The 17716-nt window shown below is 47.8% G+C and carries 16 protein-coding genes; 3 read left to right on the top strand and 13 right to left on the bottom strand.

Annotated features, from left to right (window positions below; genetic code table 11):
* Positions 1-61: 61 nt before the first annotated feature.
* The 10 genes from M3661_RS04285 to M3661_RS04240 form a co-directional block, all read right to left on the bottom strand.
* Entirely contained in the window at positions 62-2245 is a 2184-nt protein-coding gene (locus tag M3661_RS04285) for a penicillin-binding transpeptidase domain-containing protein (protein ID WP_065290515.1), read from the bottom strand.
* Positions 2246-2258: 13 nt separating this feature from the next.
* Entirely contained in the window at positions 2259-2648 is a 390-nt protein-coding gene (gene ftsL2 / locus M3661_RS04280) for a cell division protein FtsL (RefSeq protein ID WP_065290514.1), read from the bottom strand.
* Positions 2649-2662: 14 nt separating this feature from the next.
* Complete coding sequence (gene rsmH, locus M3661_RS04275) at positions 2663-3616, bottom strand: 16S rRNA (cytosine(1402)-N(4))-methyltransferase RsmH (RefSeq protein WP_065290513.1); 954 nt, start codon at positions 3614-3616, stop codon at positions 2663-2665.
* A 64-nt stretch (positions 3617-3680) separates the two neighbouring features.
* Positions 3681-4112: a division/cell wall cluster transcriptional repressor MraZ gene (gene mraZ / locus M3661_RS04270; protein WP_044356991.1), complete on the bottom strand. Its 432-nt coding sequence runs from the start codon at positions 4110-4112 to the stop codon at positions 3681-3683.
* 188 nt (positions 4113-4300) lie between these two features.
* Entirely contained in the window at positions 4301-5371 is a 1071-nt protein-coding gene (locus tag M3661_RS04265) for a DUF4349 domain-containing protein (RefSeq protein WP_081819801.1), read from the bottom strand.
* Between the two features lie 196 nt (positions 5372-5567).
* Positions 5568-6854 (bottom strand): adenosylhomocysteinase, encoded by a 1287-nt coding sequence (locus M3661_RS04260; protein ID WP_251482606.1) that lies wholly within the window; start codon positions 6852-6854, stop codon positions 5568-5570.
* 99 nt (positions 6855-6953) lie between these two features.
* Positions 6954-8585 (bottom strand): bacillithiol biosynthesis cysteine-adding enzyme BshC, encoded by a 1632-nt coding sequence (gene bshC / locus M3661_RS04255; RefSeq protein ID WP_251482605.1) that lies wholly within the window; start codon positions 8583-8585, stop codon positions 6954-6956.
* Between the two features lie 176 nt (positions 8586-8761).
* Positions 8762-9148, bottom strand: a complete 387-nt coding sequence (locus M3661_RS04250) for a DUF3397 domain-containing protein (protein ID WP_065290510.1) — start codon at positions 9146-9148, stop codon at positions 8762-8764.
* 47 nt (positions 9149-9195) lie between these two features.
* Positions 9196-10185 carry a ketopantoate reductase family protein gene (locus tag M3661_RS04245; protein WP_251482604.1) on the bottom strand — a complete coding sequence of 330 codons (990 nt, stop codon included), beginning with the start codon at positions 10183-10185 and terminating at the stop codon, positions 9196-9198.
* 121 nt (positions 10186-10306) lie between these two features.
* Entirely contained in the window at positions 10307-10951 is a 645-nt protein-coding gene (locus tag M3661_RS04240; protein WP_021256769.1) for an RsfA family transcriptional regulator, read from the bottom strand.
* Between the two features lie 336 nt (positions 10952-11287).
* On the opposite strand from M3661_RS04240, the gene M3661_RS04235 reads away from it, so the two are divergent.
* Positions 11288-11524 carry a DUF2626 domain-containing protein gene (locus tag M3661_RS04235; RefSeq protein WP_021256770.1) on the top strand — a complete coding sequence of 79 codons (237 nt, stop codon included), beginning with the start codon at positions 11288-11290 and terminating at the stop codon, positions 11522-11524.
* Between the two features lie 115 nt (positions 11525-11639).
* Here M3661_RS04235 and M3661_RS04230 read toward each other — a convergent pair whose 3' ends face one another.
* Positions 11640-12773, bottom strand: a complete 1134-nt coding sequence (locus M3661_RS04230) for a class I SAM-dependent methyltransferase (RefSeq protein WP_251482603.1) — start codon at positions 12771-12773, stop codon at positions 11640-11642.
* A 165-nt stretch (positions 12774-12938) separates the two neighbouring features.
* On the opposite strand from M3661_RS04230, the gene M3661_RS04225 reads away from it, so the two are divergent.
* Positions 12939-14051 (top strand): coiled-coil domain-containing protein, encoded by a 1113-nt coding sequence (locus tag M3661_RS04225; RefSeq protein ID WP_065290507.1) that lies wholly within the window; start codon positions 12939-12941, stop codon positions 14049-14051.
* An 88-nt stretch (positions 14052-14139) separates the two neighbouring features.
* Here the strand turns inward: M3661_RS04225 and M3661_RS04220 are convergent, their stop codons facing one another.
* Complete coding sequence (locus M3661_RS04220) at positions 14140-15504, bottom strand: extracellular solute-binding protein (protein WP_251482602.1); 1365 nt, start codon at positions 15502-15504, stop codon at positions 14140-14142.
* Between the two features lie 154 nt (positions 15505-15658).
* Positions 15659-16996: a PhoH family protein gene (locus M3661_RS04215; protein ID WP_021256774.1), complete on the bottom strand. Its 1338-nt coding sequence runs from the start codon at positions 16994-16996 to the stop codon at positions 15659-15661.
* Positions 16997-17152: 156 nt separating this feature from the next.
* Here M3661_RS04215 and M3661_RS04210 point away from each other — a divergent pair, with 156 nt between their 5' ends.
* Positions 17153-17686, top strand: a complete 534-nt coding sequence (locus tag M3661_RS04210; protein ID WP_251482601.1) for a YhcN/YlaJ family sporulation lipoprotein — start codon at positions 17153-17155, stop codon at positions 17684-17686.
* Positions 17687-17716 lie beyond the last annotated feature (30 nt).

The following is a 17716-nucleotide window of genomic DNA, read 5'->3' as shown; positions in this document are numbered from 1 at the left end:
TTCAAGAGGATGATCCGTAAGCCTACACAAGACCACTTTTTTTCCTTCTCTTCCACACGCCTTACGGATGTTTTGGCTCCAATTTAATATGAACGATACGTGTCCCATTTTCATTGGTTTCTTTTTGTTCGGTGACGTAGCCTTCTCCATCAACACGAACTTCCCAACCGAGCATGGAGGTGATCTCCATGACATCACGCAGCGATTTGCCCTTAAAGTTCGGCAAAGGCAGCTTATCAGGCTCGTCAGTAAGCAGGTATATCCGTTGGCCGATTGCCAATGGCTCGCCTGGCGCCGGATATTGACGCTTCACTTTCTCCCCTGCTCCAACCGTTTCGAAGACGATTCCTTGCTCAGCTAATCGCTGTTTGGCATCGTAAGGCTTCAAGCCCTGAATATCAGGTGCCTTAACGGTTATTGGTGCCCCCGTCTTCTTCTCATTGCCCTTGTCTTGGCCGGAGATCGAAGAAGGAACACCCATGTAACGCAGCGACTGCGATACGATCTTCTTGAACATAAGCGGCGCTACAAAGCCTCCACCTTCCCAATAATCCTGCGGATCATCCACAACAACCAGAAGTACAATACGTGGATCCTCAACAGGAGCATAGCCGACGAAAGATACCATCGCACGAGTGGAGGCATAATCACCATTAATGACCTTCAATGCTGTACCAGTCTTGCCGGCAACGCGATATCCTTCGATGTATGCATTTTTACCTGTACCAATCTGCTGATCCGCCACAACCTGTTCCAAATATTCGCTTACTTGTTTAGCAACGCCTGGTTCGATTACCTGACGCACTACCTCCGGCTTGCGCTCGGTCACTTCACCTGTAACGGGATCATGAATTTTCCGAACAATATGCGGCTTCATAAGCTTCCCGCCATTGGCTACAGATGCAACCGCCATAATTTGCTGGATAGGCGTCACTAGTACCTTACCGTGTCCATACGAAGCCGCAGCCACGTCTGCCGGATATTCAAATCGGATAAGACCACTGTTCTCTCCGGGAAGTTCAATGCCTGTCGGTTTGCCAAAGCCAAATTTCTCAATGTACGCCTTCAAGCGTTCTTCCTTCAATTGCTCAAATCCAAGCTTAACGAAGGCAACGTTACTGGAACGCTTGAGTCCTTCCAAGTACGTGATTGTTCCCCATCCATCACGGTTAACGTCGTGGATGGGGCGTCCTCCCGCATAGATCTTACCAGATACAAATGTCGCATTCGGATCAAAAATGCCTTCCTGCACAGCCGCAGCCAGTGTCACAATTTTGAATGTTGAGCCCGGCTCATATCGAGACTGAACCGCATGATTGTAAAAAGCTGCAATGTCCTTGGCATTCCAATACGAATTCGGATTGAAATCCGGCATATTCGCAAGCCCCAATATATCGCCAGTCTTCGGATCTGCTGCTATTACCGTCATACTATGAGGAGAGTATTTATTGTACACCTCACGCATTGCATCTTGAATATATTGCTGAATATTACGATCGATAGTGAGGTATATGTTGTCTCCATCCTTAGATGGCTTGTATACTTCCGAAGCCTTCGGCAGCTTATTACCCATCCGATCTTTCTCATATTGGAGCATCCCTGCCGCTCCGCGCAGTTGCTCGTCATACAGCTTCTCAATTCCGCCGATCGGATTGCCCTGCTTATCTGTATAACCTAGCACATGCGACGCCAATGATTCTTTCGCGTAGAAGCGCTTCACCTCAGGCAAGAGGTAGAGTCCGACATCTCTCAATTCTGTCGTCTTCTTCAACTCTTCTGTGAAGTCTCTCAGCTTCTGTGCAGTCTCATCGTTCACCTTCCAGCCTTCACTGCGAACTTCTACCTGCGCATAGAACTCATCCTTGTCTTTCTTCTTGCGGACGAGCTCATACAATTCGTTCTCAGGTTTCTTCAGTATGACGCTCAGTTTTTCTACGATAAGCCGCTCTACATCAATATTCTTCTCAACTAACTTCTTCGAGGTGCGCAGTTCCTGAATGATCTTAGGGCCGACCGCTACTGTGTATGCAGGTGCATCCATAGCAAGCACTTCACCATTCATGTCATATATCGTGCCTCGAACTGGGGCAATCTCCTTCTTCACAGCCCAAGACTGCTTGGCTTCCGCCATCCAAAATGGCTGATTAATAACTTGATACCAAAACAGTCTCCCAATAATGACAATAAAAAAGAGGGTGAATAAGCCCCCGATCGTCAACGTGCGCAACTTAATTCGTTTGACCATCTTCATCCCTCGTTTAATCGTTTCCTACTTGTTGTTTGTATACTTCAATTTCAGATAATGTCTCAGGGAAGCGCAAACCATTCTTTCTTGCTTCGCGTTCAATCCGATTCCAATCGGACAGCTTCTCCTTCTCCACCGTTAGCTCCGACACTTCATTCGTCAGTGCAACCGTTGCCCGCTTCGTTTCTTGAACCTTCAGATTCATGTTGTAAATATTGGCATACCCACTAATGATGAACAGAGCTACGCCCGCGCAGAAACCGATTGTGCCCAAATAAAGCAGCTTCTCTCGAGTAGGTAGAGTAGATTTCCGGGTTACCTTCTTCTTCGTTTGACGATATCGAGGCTTCTGTTGTGTCTGTCTCTCTGGACGCATCGCCAGGTTGCCGCGCACATAGGCCATTTATCTGCTCCCCCTCATCCCAATTTTTGAGCAACTCTCAACTTAGCCGAACGCGACCGCGGGTTGTCTGCCAACTCGTTATCATTCGGGGCAATTGGTTTGCGATTCACTAACGACAACACACTTTTGTGGCCACATGCACACATTGGCAAACCCGGTGGACAGGTGCATCTTCCAACATACTCATTCATAATATGCTTACAGATCCGATCCTCCAGCGAGTGGAACGTAATTACGGCCACTCTTCCTTCCGGCTTCAAGCAGCGTACCGCTTGATGTAAGGCATCTTCAAAAGCGCCAAGCTCGTCATTAACAGCAATTCGGAGCGCCTGAAAGCTTCGCTTCGCAGGATGTCCGCCTGTTCGTCTTGCAGCAGCAGGAATACCTGCCTTCACCAGCTCTGCGAGTTCTCCGGTTGTCTGAATGGGCTGCTTAGCGCGAGCTGCCCCAATCTCTCTGGCAATCCGTTTCGAGAATTTCTCTTCCCCATATTGATATAAAATTTTCGCGATATCGGCTTCTGACCAGCCATTGACAATATCGTAAGCTGTCAATTCGCCATTCTGATCCATACGCATATCCAGCGGCGCGTCATGGTTATAGCTGAATCCACGCTCTCCTTCATCAAGCTGAGGCGATGATACGCCAAGATCGAATAGGATCCCATCCACTTGTGGAACTCCATCCACCTGCGGCACACCCGCTTGAATCAATGCTTCCTCCAAATGGCGGAAGTTGGTTTTGACAAGCGTTACCCGATCCAAATAAGACGCAAGACGAACCTTCGCATTATCCAACGCCCAATCGTCCTGATCCAGCGCAATTAGTCTTCCGGCAGATGACAGCTGAGAAACAATTCGCTCGCTGTGTCCAGCTCCTCCTAGCGTACAGTCGACATAAATGCCGTCAGGACGTATTCGCAAGCCTTCTACCGATTCTTCTTTCAACACGGTAATATGATGAAACAACGCAATACCTCCCAATTTCGGTTCCCATCTAGCTGCGATGCGTTATGATAGTCCTGATGTTCACCTAAAAATTAAAATCAACCAACGTCTCCGCAATCTCGTTAAATGCGGATTCCGACTGCTCTACATATTGTTCCCAAGCATCCTTGCTCCAAATCTCTACCCGATTCTGGACACCGATAACCATGCATTCTTTTTCCAAATGTGCATAGCCTCGCAAATGGGAAGGGATTGTAACCCTACCTTGCTTGTCCCATTCACATTCACTTGCCCCGGAAAAGAAGAAGCGGGTAAAGGCTCTAGCATCAGCCTTCATTAAGGGAAGTGCCTTTAACTTCTGCTCAAGTGCTTCCCATTCATTCATAGGGTAGACGAAGAGACACTGATCCAACCCTCGAGTCAGTATAAATGTAGTTCCTAAAGAGTCACGCAGCTTAGCAGGTATGATGAGACGGCCTTTGTCATCGATGCTATGTTGATACTCGCCCATGAACATCAGCCACCACTCCTCCCCCTAAATCCACCACAGTGCCCCACTTTCCTCCACAACGAATGTACTTCGCCATAAAAGAAAAAAATCCTGCTAGAAAGCAGGATTTTATTGCGAATTAGGCCTATATAAATTTTGGATATGTTTCCATTAACACATACAAAGACAGGACATCAGCATGCCTAATCATGCTCTTACCTTCTATCTTCGCCATTGTCTACAGCCGAGTTGCCTGTGTCACTCTGCACTTCAGAAGAATCGGCAGCCTTGTCTTTACTTGCGTCTTCTAATGCTGCCTCTGCCGCCTCAGCATCTGCTGGTGTTATTGATCCCAACACATTCTCCCCGGTATTCCCGCTCAAGTTTCCATTCCTTCCTCTCTTCTTTCTGGTGATAAGCCAGATCGGAGTTCCGATAATGAGCAGCGCACAAAGAAAAGGAAGCAGCGCAACAAGCACGAGAACAATAGACTTCACACATTTTACAAGAGCGTCCCAACTGCCTACTAGGGTATCCGCCACTTGAGTTCCAAATGCATCCTCAAGTGCTTGACCACGCTTCGCTTTAAGCCGTTGAACCATATCCAATGTAATCGTGGACATCGCTACATTGTTATCATAATACCTCATTTTCCCCACAATTTGTTCAATTTCCGATTGTACATTCCCCAGCTCATTCGAGAAGTTTAATAAATCTTCCGATTTCGTGGCCTTCTCCATGAAGGACAGCAGTCTTGACTCTACTGTGCGGCGCGCCTTAAGCCGCGCCTGTAAATCAACATACTCCTCGGTCACATCATTAGCCGAATATTGACGAGTATAGGAGATCGACTCCCACTTGCCTAGCTCATCAATGAACGATTGAAATCCAACAGCAGGAATCTTAATGACATAGGATCCGCCTCGCTCGCTGTCTGTCTCCTGATCCGAAAATTGCAGCACATAGCCTTGTGATTGCGCAATGAATCGATTCAGCTTCTCTTTCACAGCCCCGTAGTCGGCAACTTCCATGCGAAGCTGCGCTTCATAAATGAGCTTGCGATCGGTCTTTACCTGCACTTGCTGCCCCGCACCCACCTGTAATGGTTCCTCTCTGCTTACAGCAGCATCATTACTAGTCGCTTCCATCTGAGCCGCTTCTGGCGCTGTATTCCCCGCCATTTTTAACCCTTGACTGTCTGATGCCGAACTACAGCCACCAAGAAGCAGCAACAGCAGAAGCGACGCCAGCACGACTGTTTGCCATCCCCAATTTCTCTTTTTCATCCCGTATGCCCCCTCTATCATCTTGGCATGGATATCTTGGATGTAATGGCTTTGTTCTCCATACTCAATCAATAGACGAATTGCCAAGAAATATGTTGCATAGGTAAGCTTCATACCCAAAATAAAACCGCCACTAGCATATCGCTAATGGCGGTTCTTCCTTCTTGTCTGATACAGGCTTCATCGCTTCATTCCATCAGTGCTCTTGCCAGCTCTCCAAGTAAGACTTTTGCTCGCTGCTAAGCGTGTCTACGGAGATTCCGAGCGACTCCAGCTTGTAGCGTGCAACTTGCTCGTCAAGCTCATACGGCACATTGACAACTTTTTTCCCAATGGATTGATATTGATCATTTACATATTTCAAGGACATTGCTTGAAGCGCAAATGTCATATCCATAATTTCAGCTGGATGGCCATCACCTGCAGCCAGATTGACTAGACGGCCTTCAGCCAGCAAGTAGATGCTGCGGCCATCTTGCAGCTTGTATTCTTCAATGTTCTTGCGTACCGTACGTACAGATGTGGAACGAGCCTCAAGCTCAGGCTTATTCACTTCAACATCGAAATGTCCAGCATTGGACAAGATGGCACCGTCCTTCATCACGTCATAATGCTCACCACGGATGCAATCACGGTTGCCTGTGACGGTCACAAAGATATCTCCTACACGAGCGGCTTCGATCATCGGCAGCACTGTAAATCCATCCATGTAGGCTTCTACGCCTTTGATCGCGTCCACCTCGGTAACAACGACATTCGCGCCGAGACCTTTGGCACGCATGGCAACACCCTTGCCGCACCATCCGTACCCGACCACGACCACCGTCTTGCCGGCTACAACCAGATTCGTTGTACGATTAATGCCATCCCATACCGACTGACCAGTACCATAACGGTTGTCGAACAAATACTTGCAATACGCATCATTAACGGCAACCATCGGGAATTGAAGCATGCCATCCTTCTCCATCGCCTTCAAGCGGAGAATGCCTGTAGTCGTTTCTTCCGCGCCGCCTCTCACTTGATCACGCAAGTCAGGGCGCTCAGCGTGCAGAATCGAGACCAAATCTCCGCCATCGTCGATAATCAAATCAGGCTTCGTCTCCAATGTGTGAATAAGCAACTGCTTATATTCTTCCGGATCTGGGTTGTACTTGGCGTATACAGTAATGCCGTCTTCAACTAGCGCAGCGCATACATCATCCTGCGTCGACAACGGATTGCTTCCTGTTATCGTTACATCTGCGCCGCCAGCTTGAACGACCTTCGCCAAATAAGCGGTCTTCGCCTCCAAATGAAGCGATATTGCTACTTTGAGTCCTTTGAACGGCTGCTCCGCCTCAAATTGTTCCCGAATGCGGTTAAGCACAGGCATATGCGCTTGAACCCATTCAATTTTCAAATGACCTTCTGGTGCCAATGCAATATCTCGGATGATGCTCTTGTTTGCCGCATTTGTATTACGAGTTGGTGTATTACTCATGGACAGTTCATCCTCTCCCATTTTGGATTAAGAAGCCATTTCATGATCCGTCTTGATTTCAGGAAATCGGGTCTTTCCAGCTCATGCTCTTAACATAGCTTATGACAACAGGGCGATGCGATGTTCCCCTCTCCATACGACAGGAGCCTCCATCAACATCGCAAACCAATTCTCACCGTAACGGCAGGCATAACCTAGCATATTCAATACACGTTCCTGTGGTTTGCCAAGCGGATGAAGGGAGACATGCAGCCGTTCCCACTGCCGCAAACCTGATTCATGCTGCTTCGCCATCGCGTCCTTAGCACGGTGATGAAGGAAATCAATCTGTTCAAGTACTTTATTATGATTCGTAGCACCAAGTTTCCCAAGTGCAGGAAGCGATGCGACAAGATCCTCCAGCAGCTCCGTATATCTAGTATCCACTTCTGCACGCAGCGTCTCGAAGCGTTCATCCAAGTGAAGTGCATCCTGCGCTTGCAGCCACGAAGCTCTTCTTGCTTCGTAATGATACACAACATCTTCAACCGACAACTCATACTTATCCAGAAGCTTATTTAGTGTCCCCTCAATACAAGTAAATCCCATGCGTGGCCATATGATTGGCATTCTCATGCCCAGCTCTCTGAATGCCTGCTTCGTCTGCGCCCAGTAAGCAATTTCTCCTGGTCCAAGCACGGTAGCCAGTACTGGGAATAAATAGTCCTGCATAAGCGGTCTCGTCAATACATTATTGCTCAGCTCCTGCGGTGAATTCCGTGCGATGTCCAACATCTGCTCCATCGTGCATGATATTCCTTGGCGATGATTGACGAATTGCCCGTTCTCCTTATGCAGCAAGTGTCGCTCCCCGTCACGCACGAGGAACACATTCGCGCTGTGTTCGGAACGTACCGCCTGAGGGCTATAGCCATAAGAAGCAAGCTGCTGCTCACTGGTGTCGTAAGCCTTCTCCAGTCGGTCATTGTGCTGGAGAATCGTCTCGAACATAGGCGCTTCAAGCTCGCGCAGTCCGTCATCTGCCGAATCGATGAGCACGAGTCCATATTCACCAAATAGTCGGCCCATAGTCGCTGCGAAGGAATCTGACAGCGTGGCACAAGTAGCCACTGATTCGCGCAGGTGCTCGAGCAGCCCTGGTGTAAACTCCGTCTTTGGCAAAGATCTCTCTAGCTCTGTAAGAACCGATTCCCATGCAGCAGCATCCAGCTTCACATGGCTCACAGGGGCACGTCGATCACCTGGCTTCTCCATTCGTATACGCTGTACAGCAGGATCGGAGGTTACCACATACGTATGATCAACCTCATCAAAATCATGATCCTCTCCCGCAATCCAGAAGACAGGAACCACTGGTCTTGCTAATTTGACTTCTGCTTCTTGCGCCATTCGAATAATGGAAATTGCTTTATACAGAACAAGCAGCGGACCCGTAAACAAGCCGCCCTGCTGTCCCCCTACAACGACTAACGACCGCTCATCCTTCAGTCGTTCTATGGAATCTCGTACAGCTTGGCTGTTATTGAACCGCTCATTATAGCGGGTAAGCACATCGGCCAAGCGTGTGCGATTCACTCTTAGCTGTCCCGAACGCTCCACCCAATCTGCTCTCTTCTCCCAATCCAAGTCCGGATGATATTCGTAGAACGTCTCGACAACAGATGGTTCGCGTTCCATGTACTGTATGGTCAGCGGTTGCTGAACCGGAATAGATAATATTGGCCATTTCAAAGATAGCCGCCTCCCTTTTTGCCTCGTCTCGATTGTACACAATGCGGCTTCTGACCGTCAAAACAAAGATTATGTATTCCATTCCTTCATGCACAATTCAACAACTAGCTGCCATCATCCATTGATATTGACGCATGAGTCCTATCAATAATCTACCTTTATGAGTATAGCTTATCCTACATGCTTGCCGAATAAATAATTATTCCAATCAATAGCAAGAAAACGTACAGTACGCCAAGCAAGAAGAAAGTTATTCGCCAAATGACACGAATCAATTTTCTCGGTTCCCACCTGCCATACTTCTGCTGTTGCAACCCACCGATTAACCCTGCTGCGATTAACAGAAAGAACAGTATCCAATAAAATCCTGCCTTAGAGTCAAACAACGTATTATATAAACCGCCTACCGAGGCAATGAGAAACACCGTCGTTATATCCATTGCCAGCTTAATTGCCCTCTTCTTCGGTTTAAGCAGCCCCCTACCAATTAGCCAAGTAATAAGAAATGGGAAGAAGGGCAGTAAAGAAAGCAGAACGAATCCGTCAAACATCAGTTGAAACATATTCGGGTAGACTCACTCCTCTCAACAAGGGATCAGCACGGGAAATGTTATTCGCAACTTGCTAGAATAAGACGGTACATCATACGATGAAGCGGTACTGCAACCTCATATCGATCAGCCATTCGGATAAGTGCCCCCGTTATAGCCTCTATTTCTGTCCTTCTTCCCGCTTCTACATCTTGAAGCATGGACGACGAATTGGACGAAGTCATCCGGCACACCTGAACAACCCGCTCCCAATCCTTCTCTTCATCGATAGAAATATGAGCCGCTCGGTATACCGCAGCAGCCTCGCCGAACAATTCCTTCATTAAAGACAGCCTGTCCTCTTGCAGCAGCAGTTGACCGTTCTTGATGCGCAGCACAGCCGTTAATGGATTAATAATGACATTGACAAGCAATTTCTGATAAACCATACCTTCGATGTTGTTCGACAAAAACGTTTGAAATCCTGCATTTTCTAGCAACTTCTTTGTTGACAAACATAAAGGATTGACTAATTCCTTCTGTTCTGTTCGGCTTCCAGCAGGCTCCCAGATGCCAATTGACGTATGCCCGTGCCCCGTATGTACAACCTCATTGCAATTTACTCGTTTAGCCGCTTCCGTTGTAACCGCCCATATTAATTGCTCGTGCGGCCATATCGCACTAAGTGCTTCCATATGACCAACCCCATTCTGATAGCACACCAATGAAGCTGTCTGCTCTCTAGGAAACTTCTCTAACTGACTAAGAAGCTCAGAATCAATATGTGTCTGCTTCACGAACAACCATATGCTGCTCGCTCTCATACCTGTCCGTTCAAGTACTTCTCCTGCTTCTGCCAACGGATAGGCATGTACTGGATAGATATGGGCCTGCCTCCCATCCAGATCCTCGAGATGAATCCCATGACTACGAATAAGCTCCGCCTGCTCCGGAGTCCGCGTCCACATCCTCACCTTCGTATTGCTGCTATCTATTGAATTGCGTGTTCTCATCAGCATCGCCGCATGAAGCAGCCCCAATGACCCCCCGCCAATAATATCGATAACCATATCAGGCACCTTCCCTTGTGTACAAGTATCCTATTTGTTATATCAAACCGAATGCAAAAACACAAAAAAGCGCAAAGAGTGAGCAATGCTCTCCCTTCACGCTTTCTGTAAGCGGATGGAACTATTCAATTCGCTCTAGGTTGCCATTGGCGTCCATCCGAAAGCGAGTTTTGGAGTCGTCCTCTTCTTCACTTAAAATCGCTAATCTGCGAGCACGATCCATAATTTGAATGAGCGCCTTATAATCATCATTTACCGTACGGTAATCCGTTTGAACGGCATTCACCTGTTTGGAGAGATACTCATTCTCTTCACGCAGACGATGATACTGCTCTTCCTTCTCATGCAGTTCTTTCTCCGTATGCTTCAATTGACGCGACAGCTCTTGATAACTGTTGCGCCATTGACGCAAGAAGCGGATCACCATATCCATAGAAAGTGATTCTTCGGTAATGAGCTCTGGCTTAAGGCCGACTTCTTCACTGTCCGCCAATGCAATAGAGGCCACCTGTGCACCAATAGGCTGCTTTTTCATATAGTTTCGCTTTTGACGCTGTGCTTTTGCAAGCTGAATTGCAGCTTCATATTTTTTACGGACACAGCTATTCCAGCGGAATCCGCAAGCCGCAGAGGTGCGGCCAATCTTTTCCCCTACTTCTTCAAAAGCAGCTAGCTGAGTACTTCCTTCTCGAATATGTCTTAACGTCACTTCTGCCAAAATCAAATCATCGTCCGCTGTCCACGCATCTTGTCTAATTGCTGTCATGCGATACCCTCCTAACGACACTCATTCAATTCGGTTGTATACAGCACCCACGCCATATGCATTGAAGCAAGTGACGAAGGATGATCAGTCGGTAATCAACCGCTTATTCCATCTCTATGCCCATGGTAGAGTTCATAGAATCTATCGGATACTAAAATGTATATCCATTTTTTCTATGAATCATACGTATGCCTGTCCATACAATAGATCACAATGAAGGGGAGATTCCAAAAAAGTTCGTTAATCCATCAAGATTGGCAGTTTACACCAGATGGCTAGAACGCTATAATGTCAATAGTAAATGTTGGGTTGAACGTAACGAGAGGGGGATGAATCGTGGCACGGATGTATCGCGTACTCGGCTTCTGGACATTAGTAATCGGTCTGATGGCGTTCGCAGGAGACATGATTGAGATGGCGCTCCTGTTCTTCATGCAGACTGCTTTTTTTGTGTTGCTGGGTTACTTGAAATTGTCCGAACGTACATATACAATGCTGTTTTGGGCGTACATGGTCGTATGCTTCAGCGGCTTTTCGTACTGGAGCGTCTTCGTTATGAAAAACCCTTACTAAGCAGCATCACTGTCTGTTGACTTGTTGCGGACGGATAATGAATGAAATAATGAATAGATACAGAAAGAAGCGTCAAGAGATCGGCGATCTCATGGCGCTTCTTTTGTGTTGAATCTTATAATATTCCAATTTCCGGTTCCGAACCGCAAGACAGCAGGAGTACATGAAACCGTTCACTCATCTGATCACTCAGCAGCAATTGTCGAATGGCACGATTGCGACGCGCTTCCGCACTGAACGGATCTGGGTTGGTATGCTGCTGCAATTCATTTAGCAACCCCTGTTCGAGTAAAAATGACTTTTGTGTCATATAACCGATGATCGCAGCATTCACTTGCTTCGCAACACGCTGGCAAATATCGAAATCCACCATCGACGTGATATCTTGCTCGCCAATATGAATCCAAGGGTTGTCATGAGCCTGATGACGATGGTAACACATCAGTGTCCCCTCCATCCGATGTGCTGCTGTCAGCTCATTCGTTCCATCCCCATAATCAATAAATATGAACTCTGCTTCCCCCACCTGACTTAAAATTGAGGTCATCCAAGCCGTCATCGCAATCCCCGCATCGAAAATTTGCTGATCCACAAGTTGAATTTCATGTTCCTCTAGCCATAGGAGAATATCTTCCGTTGCGGGCAGCCATAGCGGCATGAATTGCTCCTTCTCCTCATCCCACTTCACATAGCACTGTTCATACCGGCCATCATGATGCCGGATGCGCTCGACTGGGAATGCATCAAGCAGTTCATTGGCTACAACGAACAGGCGCCGTGTAGGAGCCTCTTGTTCAAACACCTGTTCATCCCACCATGTCATTGGAACCCGCTCTCCTCCGAGCAATTCGGATACTAGTCTCTGATGATGCGGGCTTCTTTCCACAATGACATGCTTATAGCCTTCGAAGCGATCATACTTAAGCCGCTGGCTCATCTGCAGTGCGAGTCGTCCTGTACCAGCTCCCCATTCTACCAGCGTGATGGAATCAGCATCCCAGCCACGCTCCCTTGTGCGTCGTTCTACATAGACAGCAAGCATCTCAGCCATGATTGAGCCGATATTCGAGCTTGTATAGAAATCGCCGTTACGCCCGATCTTTGGTCGTTCTGACATATAGTATCCGTCTGTTGCGTGATACAGACAGGTGCCCATAAACTGCGAGAAAGGGATGCAGCTGCTATCGGATTGTTCAATTTGGTTAATTAAGTATTGAATGAGGACGGGATTCGGCTGATAATGAGACATACAGTCCTTCCTTTCTATCTATGCAGGTTCAATAGAAGTATCTTACTAAGTCATGCAAGTATCATCCATGTATACAACTCTATGTACACAACCACGGGTTCAGGTCATGTCCAACCCGATCTGAACATACGATAATGTTGTGCAACTATTTAAGGAGGTCGCCTCATGACCATAACGACACGCGCATGGCGCTCGCTTATCGGACTTCTACTATCGATGCAGCTCATCGCGATCGTTCCGTGTGCGACAGGTGCGGAGCCAGCTTCGCCTGTACAATGGAGCATTCAGCCTACCGCTGAAGAGCTGCAGCTGCTTCAACAGAGTCTCTCTATCACAGAACTGGATAAGGAGATCGATCGTATCTCCGTTCAAGAAGCATCGACAGCCAAAGAACGTTCACGAACGGAAGCTGAGCTTCAGACCCGCGAAGCCGCCTTGGAACATAAGCGAGAACAAGCCGGTCGTGTGCTTCGCGCTTATTATATTGGAGAACGAGACATGATGCTCCAGGCTGTTCTCTCTGCGGATCAGCTGCAAGATATGTTTCAGTTATTCGAATATTTCCAGATCCTCTTCCAGTCTGATCAGGACATTATGAATGACTATAAGGAACAAACGCAAGCCTTGCGTCAGACAAGAGATCAGCATATGCGTCTGGAAAGGGAGCTTTCAACGGTACGCACTCAGCTGATTGATCAGCGCGATCGGCTCAAGCGGCTGCAGCAGAAGCTGGACGCTGACATATCGGCCAGCAGTGATCCTAAAGCGATGAATGCACTTATACAAGAGTTTACAACTTACTGGCAGAACGTTGGACTTTATGAAGTTCGTCATTATTTCCGAGCATTGGCGAATGCGATGAACAAGCTCCCCGATTTTGTCAAAAATAGTGGAAGCCTTAGCATCGAGGGTACTAATTATACGATCACAGTCAAGGAAGAACAACTCAATCAGTTTCTCCGTGAGCAGGATCCCATGTTCGAAACCTTTGCATTCCAATTCAAGGAAGGCATGATCGCCGCTGAAGGCTCGCGCTCTGGCATGAGCGTACGTATCGAAGGGCATTATACGATAGAATCGGAACCTGAGAATCGAATCTTGTTCCATGTTGATCGAATGTTGTTCAATGGGCTTGAACTGCCCGAGTCGACGCGTACAGAGTTGGAGCAAAAATTCGATCTTGGCTTCTACCCGAAGCAGCTCGTATCTTTTATTGAAGCCAAAGAAGTGACAATTGAAGACAAAAGCCTTACCGTCAAGCTGGCGCTCAGCTGGTAAAGCGGTAAGGCTAGGGCTTCTCCTCGTTCAGAGAATCAGCAGATGGCCGTATCCAGTGCATTGTACCATGGATGGATACTCAATCCCGCTATCTGCTGATCGTGCTTGAATGATTCCATTCCTTCTGGAGCTGCTCTGTTGTTGCAGCCCCCTTCAGCCAAAGCTCAGCTGTCCCAATCCATCCATAAATCGGTTCCATTGCATGAAATAACGCCGCTCCTTGATTGGCTTGAGGCAGGAACATATCTGGCAGCCAGCGACGGATATCTCTCCAGCGATCTATGTATGCTTGTTCGTGAGCAGGCAGCACAGACAATGTATCGTACCATTCTCGCTGAACCGCAAGACTCGTCATATAATCAATCCATTGCCTTGCCTCCGCTTCATGCTGTGAACTGGAAGCAATCATATAGCTTCTGCTTGTTGCCCACTGCCCAGCAGGAAGATGTACATCGGCTGGCGCTTCAATCGCTAGCGGTTCACTAACCTCGGCCACTGCTTCCGAATAGGGAACGATCCCAAAGGCTACTCGACCGGCACGCAGCAAATCCCACGTATCTGATTTGCTCGCTTTCTCTCCCCAAGGTATAAAATGAGCTCGATAAGACTCCAGCTGGGCTAACTGTTGGTTCCACTTAAGACCGGATCCTTGCGCATTGTCGGAAACTCCCTTCGCATACCAATCGGCACGCATCAATGGCGCTTGATTCACTTCCGGCCATAGCAAGCCCAACCGCCGAATTAACGATAAGAAGGCTTCCTTATCTCCATCATGCCAGGCAAACCAGGTTTGAGGCATAGCACGCAATTCTACAGCAGCTGTACCACGCTCAAGCAGAGCAGAAGCCTCCTCCTGACTGCTAGGGTCAAGGAACCTCTTCCACTCCTCCCAATTAGAAGGCAAGGATTCTTTGGTTCTGCCGGCCATTAATTCCTTGTTCCATACCAGCACATAAGGATCAATCTGAGCAGGTACTCCCCACGTATACCCATTCCATTTCAGTTGATTCATTAGCCATGCCGGAGAGGAGAAGCCAGCATTCGATGACTGCTCAATCGGCAGCAGCCACCCCTTTTTGGCAAAGCCCATTACGGAAACACTGTCTGACAGCATAATGTCCGCACTATATTCCTGAACCAGCTGATTGAACCAATCAGCATCAGTCAATTTATCTGTCGTATTGACAAGCTCTACATAGATGCCCGTTTCGTCAATAAAAGACTGATTGGCTTGATTGAGTTGGATAAATGATATAGGTGACAGGTTCACCTGCACTCTTAGCTGCTTCCACGTTTCTGGACTCTTCTTCGCCTTAGGCGGGCGATTGGCTACCTCATTCGTTGAGGGCTGTGATGGTACGAATAATTGATCATCTATATGAAATTGGGACAGCAAGAGTAACGAAACGAAAATCATAATAACCGCAACTAGCAGCTTTTTTAAGTTCGGCACTCATTCTCCTCCCACGTTACCATTTTTGACTTTTCCACATCCTTATTGTAGCACCGAACGCACTAGCTGTCCCTATCTGAATGCGTCATTAGAGCAAAAAAATAAGCCCCTGGGACTATCCAGAGGCTCTGAGGGCTGTCGCTCACTAATGACTCTATAGGAGATCAGCTGCAAGCTGAGCGAGTCGGGAGCGTTCTCCCTTCTCAAGGGTGACATGGCCGCTTACACTTTCTGTCTTAAACCGTTCCACCAGATAGGTGAGACCATTGCTTGCTGAATCCAGATAAGGATGATCAATCTGCGCTGGATCTCCCATGAGGACAATTTTACTTCCTTCCCCGACTCGGGATACGATTGTCTTCACTTCATGTTTGGACAAATTCTGAGCCTCATCAATGATGATGAACTGTCCTGGTATGGAACGGCCACGAATATAAGTGAGCGCCTCAACTTGAATATTGCCCATACCCAGCAATATTTTCTCAATGTCCCCAGCTTTTTTCGTGTCGAACAGAAATTCTAAATTATCATAAATCGGCTGCATCCAAGGCCGAAGCTTCTCTTCCTTCTCCCCTGGCAAGTACCCGATATCCTTCCCCATTGGCACTACTGGCCTTGCAATGAGAAGCTTCTTATACTTGCGCTCATCTTCCACCTTCATGAGGCCAGCTGCAAGCGCCAACAACGTCTTGCCTGTACCTGCCTTCCCTGCCATAGTGACAAGGGGAATATCGTCATTGAGCAGCAGCTCAAGCGCCATACGCTGCTGAGCGTTCCGTGCAGTAATGCCCCACACGGGATCATTACTGAGAAATAGCGGCTCAAGCTTCTTGGCGTCTGCGCTTACCTTGAGCAAAGCAGACTTACTCGTCCCCATGTTATCTTTCAAGATGACGAATTCATGCGGGTGAAATGACATATTGACATTTAAGCTGCGGATGGGGAGATGCCGGAAGGAATAAAATTCATCGATCACCCCAGGATGAACGAATAAGGTGACGCAGCCATTATACAACTCATCGCCAGATTGTACGGTACGATCTGACATATAGTCCTCTGTATGCAATCCCAATACATCTGCCTTGATTCGTACAAGCACGTCCTTGCTTACTAGAATGACAGTTGCTGGCTCGGATTGCCGTTCCTCCTGCTCTAAATGATAATTCAATGCCACGGCCAAGATCCGATTGTCATTCGATACTTCCCCGAACATCTCCTGTACTTTGACAAAGCTGCGATGATTCAACTCCACCTTCAACGTTCCACCGTTGTGCAGTTTAACCCCCGAATGAAGATGGCCTACATCGCGAAGCCCGTCTAGCAAGCGGGAAACAGTACGGGCATTGCGCCCGATTTCATCTGCATTTCGTTTCTTCGAATCAATCTCTTCCAGTACAACTGCCGGGATAATCACTTCATTGTCGCCAAATGCAAATAATGCGTTCGGATCATGCAGCAACACATTCGTATCCAGTACAAAAATTTTACTCATAGGATCTCCCTTTCAGTTCGCATGCCCGTACTTGCAACACCAGCGGACAGCCGCGCTCGGTGTTACATAAAAAATGCAGGCACCGCTCACACTATAGTCAGTACACATGCCGCACTACTTATTTGACCAACGAACAAAGAAAGGAACGATGAATTCATGCGTATGTTGCTAATTGCCATGCTTGTCATCGGACTCATCGCCGGATGCGGCAACGCGAATAAGCACGCTGCTACGAATAACTCCTCCAATCAAGTTAAGGCGAGATCGACGAATAATGGAAAACCGGTCATTCACGATCGGGAAGCCGTTCGCGAACACTTAACTGCGCTGGCTAGGAAGGTGCCGGGGGTTCGCAACGTTAACTGTGTCGTATTCGGCAATACCGCAATTGTCGGGATTGACGTCGATGCGAGCCTAGAACGCTCTCGAGTCGGAACTGTCAAATATTCCGTTGCAGAGGTTCTCAGCAAAGACAAATATGGCGCCCATGCACTTGTTACCGCAGATATCGATTTGAATCAGCGTCTTCATGAGATGGCGGTTGATATTCGGCAAGGCCACCCTATTTCAGGCTTTACAGAAGAACTTGCAGATATTATGGGCCGCATCGTGCCGCAGATGCCAAGCGACGTCCAACATACTGATCCATCCCGCAATACAGACCAGCCTAAACTGAAAAAACAGATGTAGCTGCATGATTGCCGCACGGCCGCGTGAAGA

Source organism: Paenibacillus sp. MER 180 (assembly GCF_023713665.1).
Classification (GTDB): domain Bacteria; phylum Bacillota; class Bacilli; order Paenibacillales; family Paenibacillaceae; genus Paenibacillus_B; species Paenibacillus_B suaedae.
The sequence above is the reverse complement of the archived record's forward strand: the minus strand, read 5'-3'. Positions and strand labels throughout refer to the sequence as shown.

Bases quoted from the DNA above. Each gene is read 5' to 3' on its own strand.
- M3661_RS04265 (WP_081819801.1), bottom strand. From the start codon at position 5,371: ATGAAAAAGAGAAATTGGGGATGGCAAACAGTCGTGCTGGCGTCGCTT.
- M3661_RS04250 (WP_065290510.1), bottom strand. From the start codon at position 9,148: ATGTTTCAACTGATGTTTGACGGATTCGTTCTGCTTTCTTTACTGCCC.
- M3661_RS04245 (WP_251482604.1), bottom strand. From the start codon at position 10,185: ATGGTTATCGATATTATTGGCGGGGGGTCATTGGGGCTGCTTCATGCG.
- M3661_RS04210 (WP_251482601.1), top strand. From the start codon at position 17,153: ATGCGTATGTTGCTAATTGCCATGCTTGTCATCGGACTCATCGCCGGA.
- M3661_RS04260 (WP_251482606.1), bottom strand. From the start codon at position 6,854: ATGAGTAATACACCAACTCGTAATACAAATGCGGCAAACAAGAGCATC.
- M3661_RS04240 (WP_021256769.1), bottom strand. From the start codon at position 10,951: ATGACAGCAATTAGACAAGATGCGTGGACAGCGGACGATGATTTGATT.
- M3661_RS04215 (WP_021256774.1), bottom strand. From the start codon at position 16,996: ATGAGTAAAATTTTTGTACTGGATACGAATGTGTTGCTGCATGATCCG.
- M3661_RS04230 (WP_251482603.1), bottom strand. From the start codon at position 12,773: ATGTCTCATTATCAGCCGAATCCCGTCCTCATTCAATACTTAATTAAC.
- M3661_RS04225 (WP_065290507.1), top strand. From the start codon at position 12,939: ATGACCATAACGACACGCGCATGGCGCTCGCTTATCGGACTTCTACTA.
- ftsL2 (WP_065290514.1), bottom strand. From the start codon at position 2,648: ATGGCCTATGTGCGCGGCAACCTGGCGATGCGTCCAGAGAGACAGACA.
- mraZ (WP_044356991.1), bottom strand. From the start codon at position 4,112: ATGTTCATGGGCGAGTATCAACATAGCATCGATGACAAAGGCCGTCTC.
- M3661_RS04285 (WP_065290515.1), bottom strand. From the start codon at position 2,245: ATGGTCAAACGAATTAAGTTGCGCACGTTGACGATCGGGGGCTTATTC.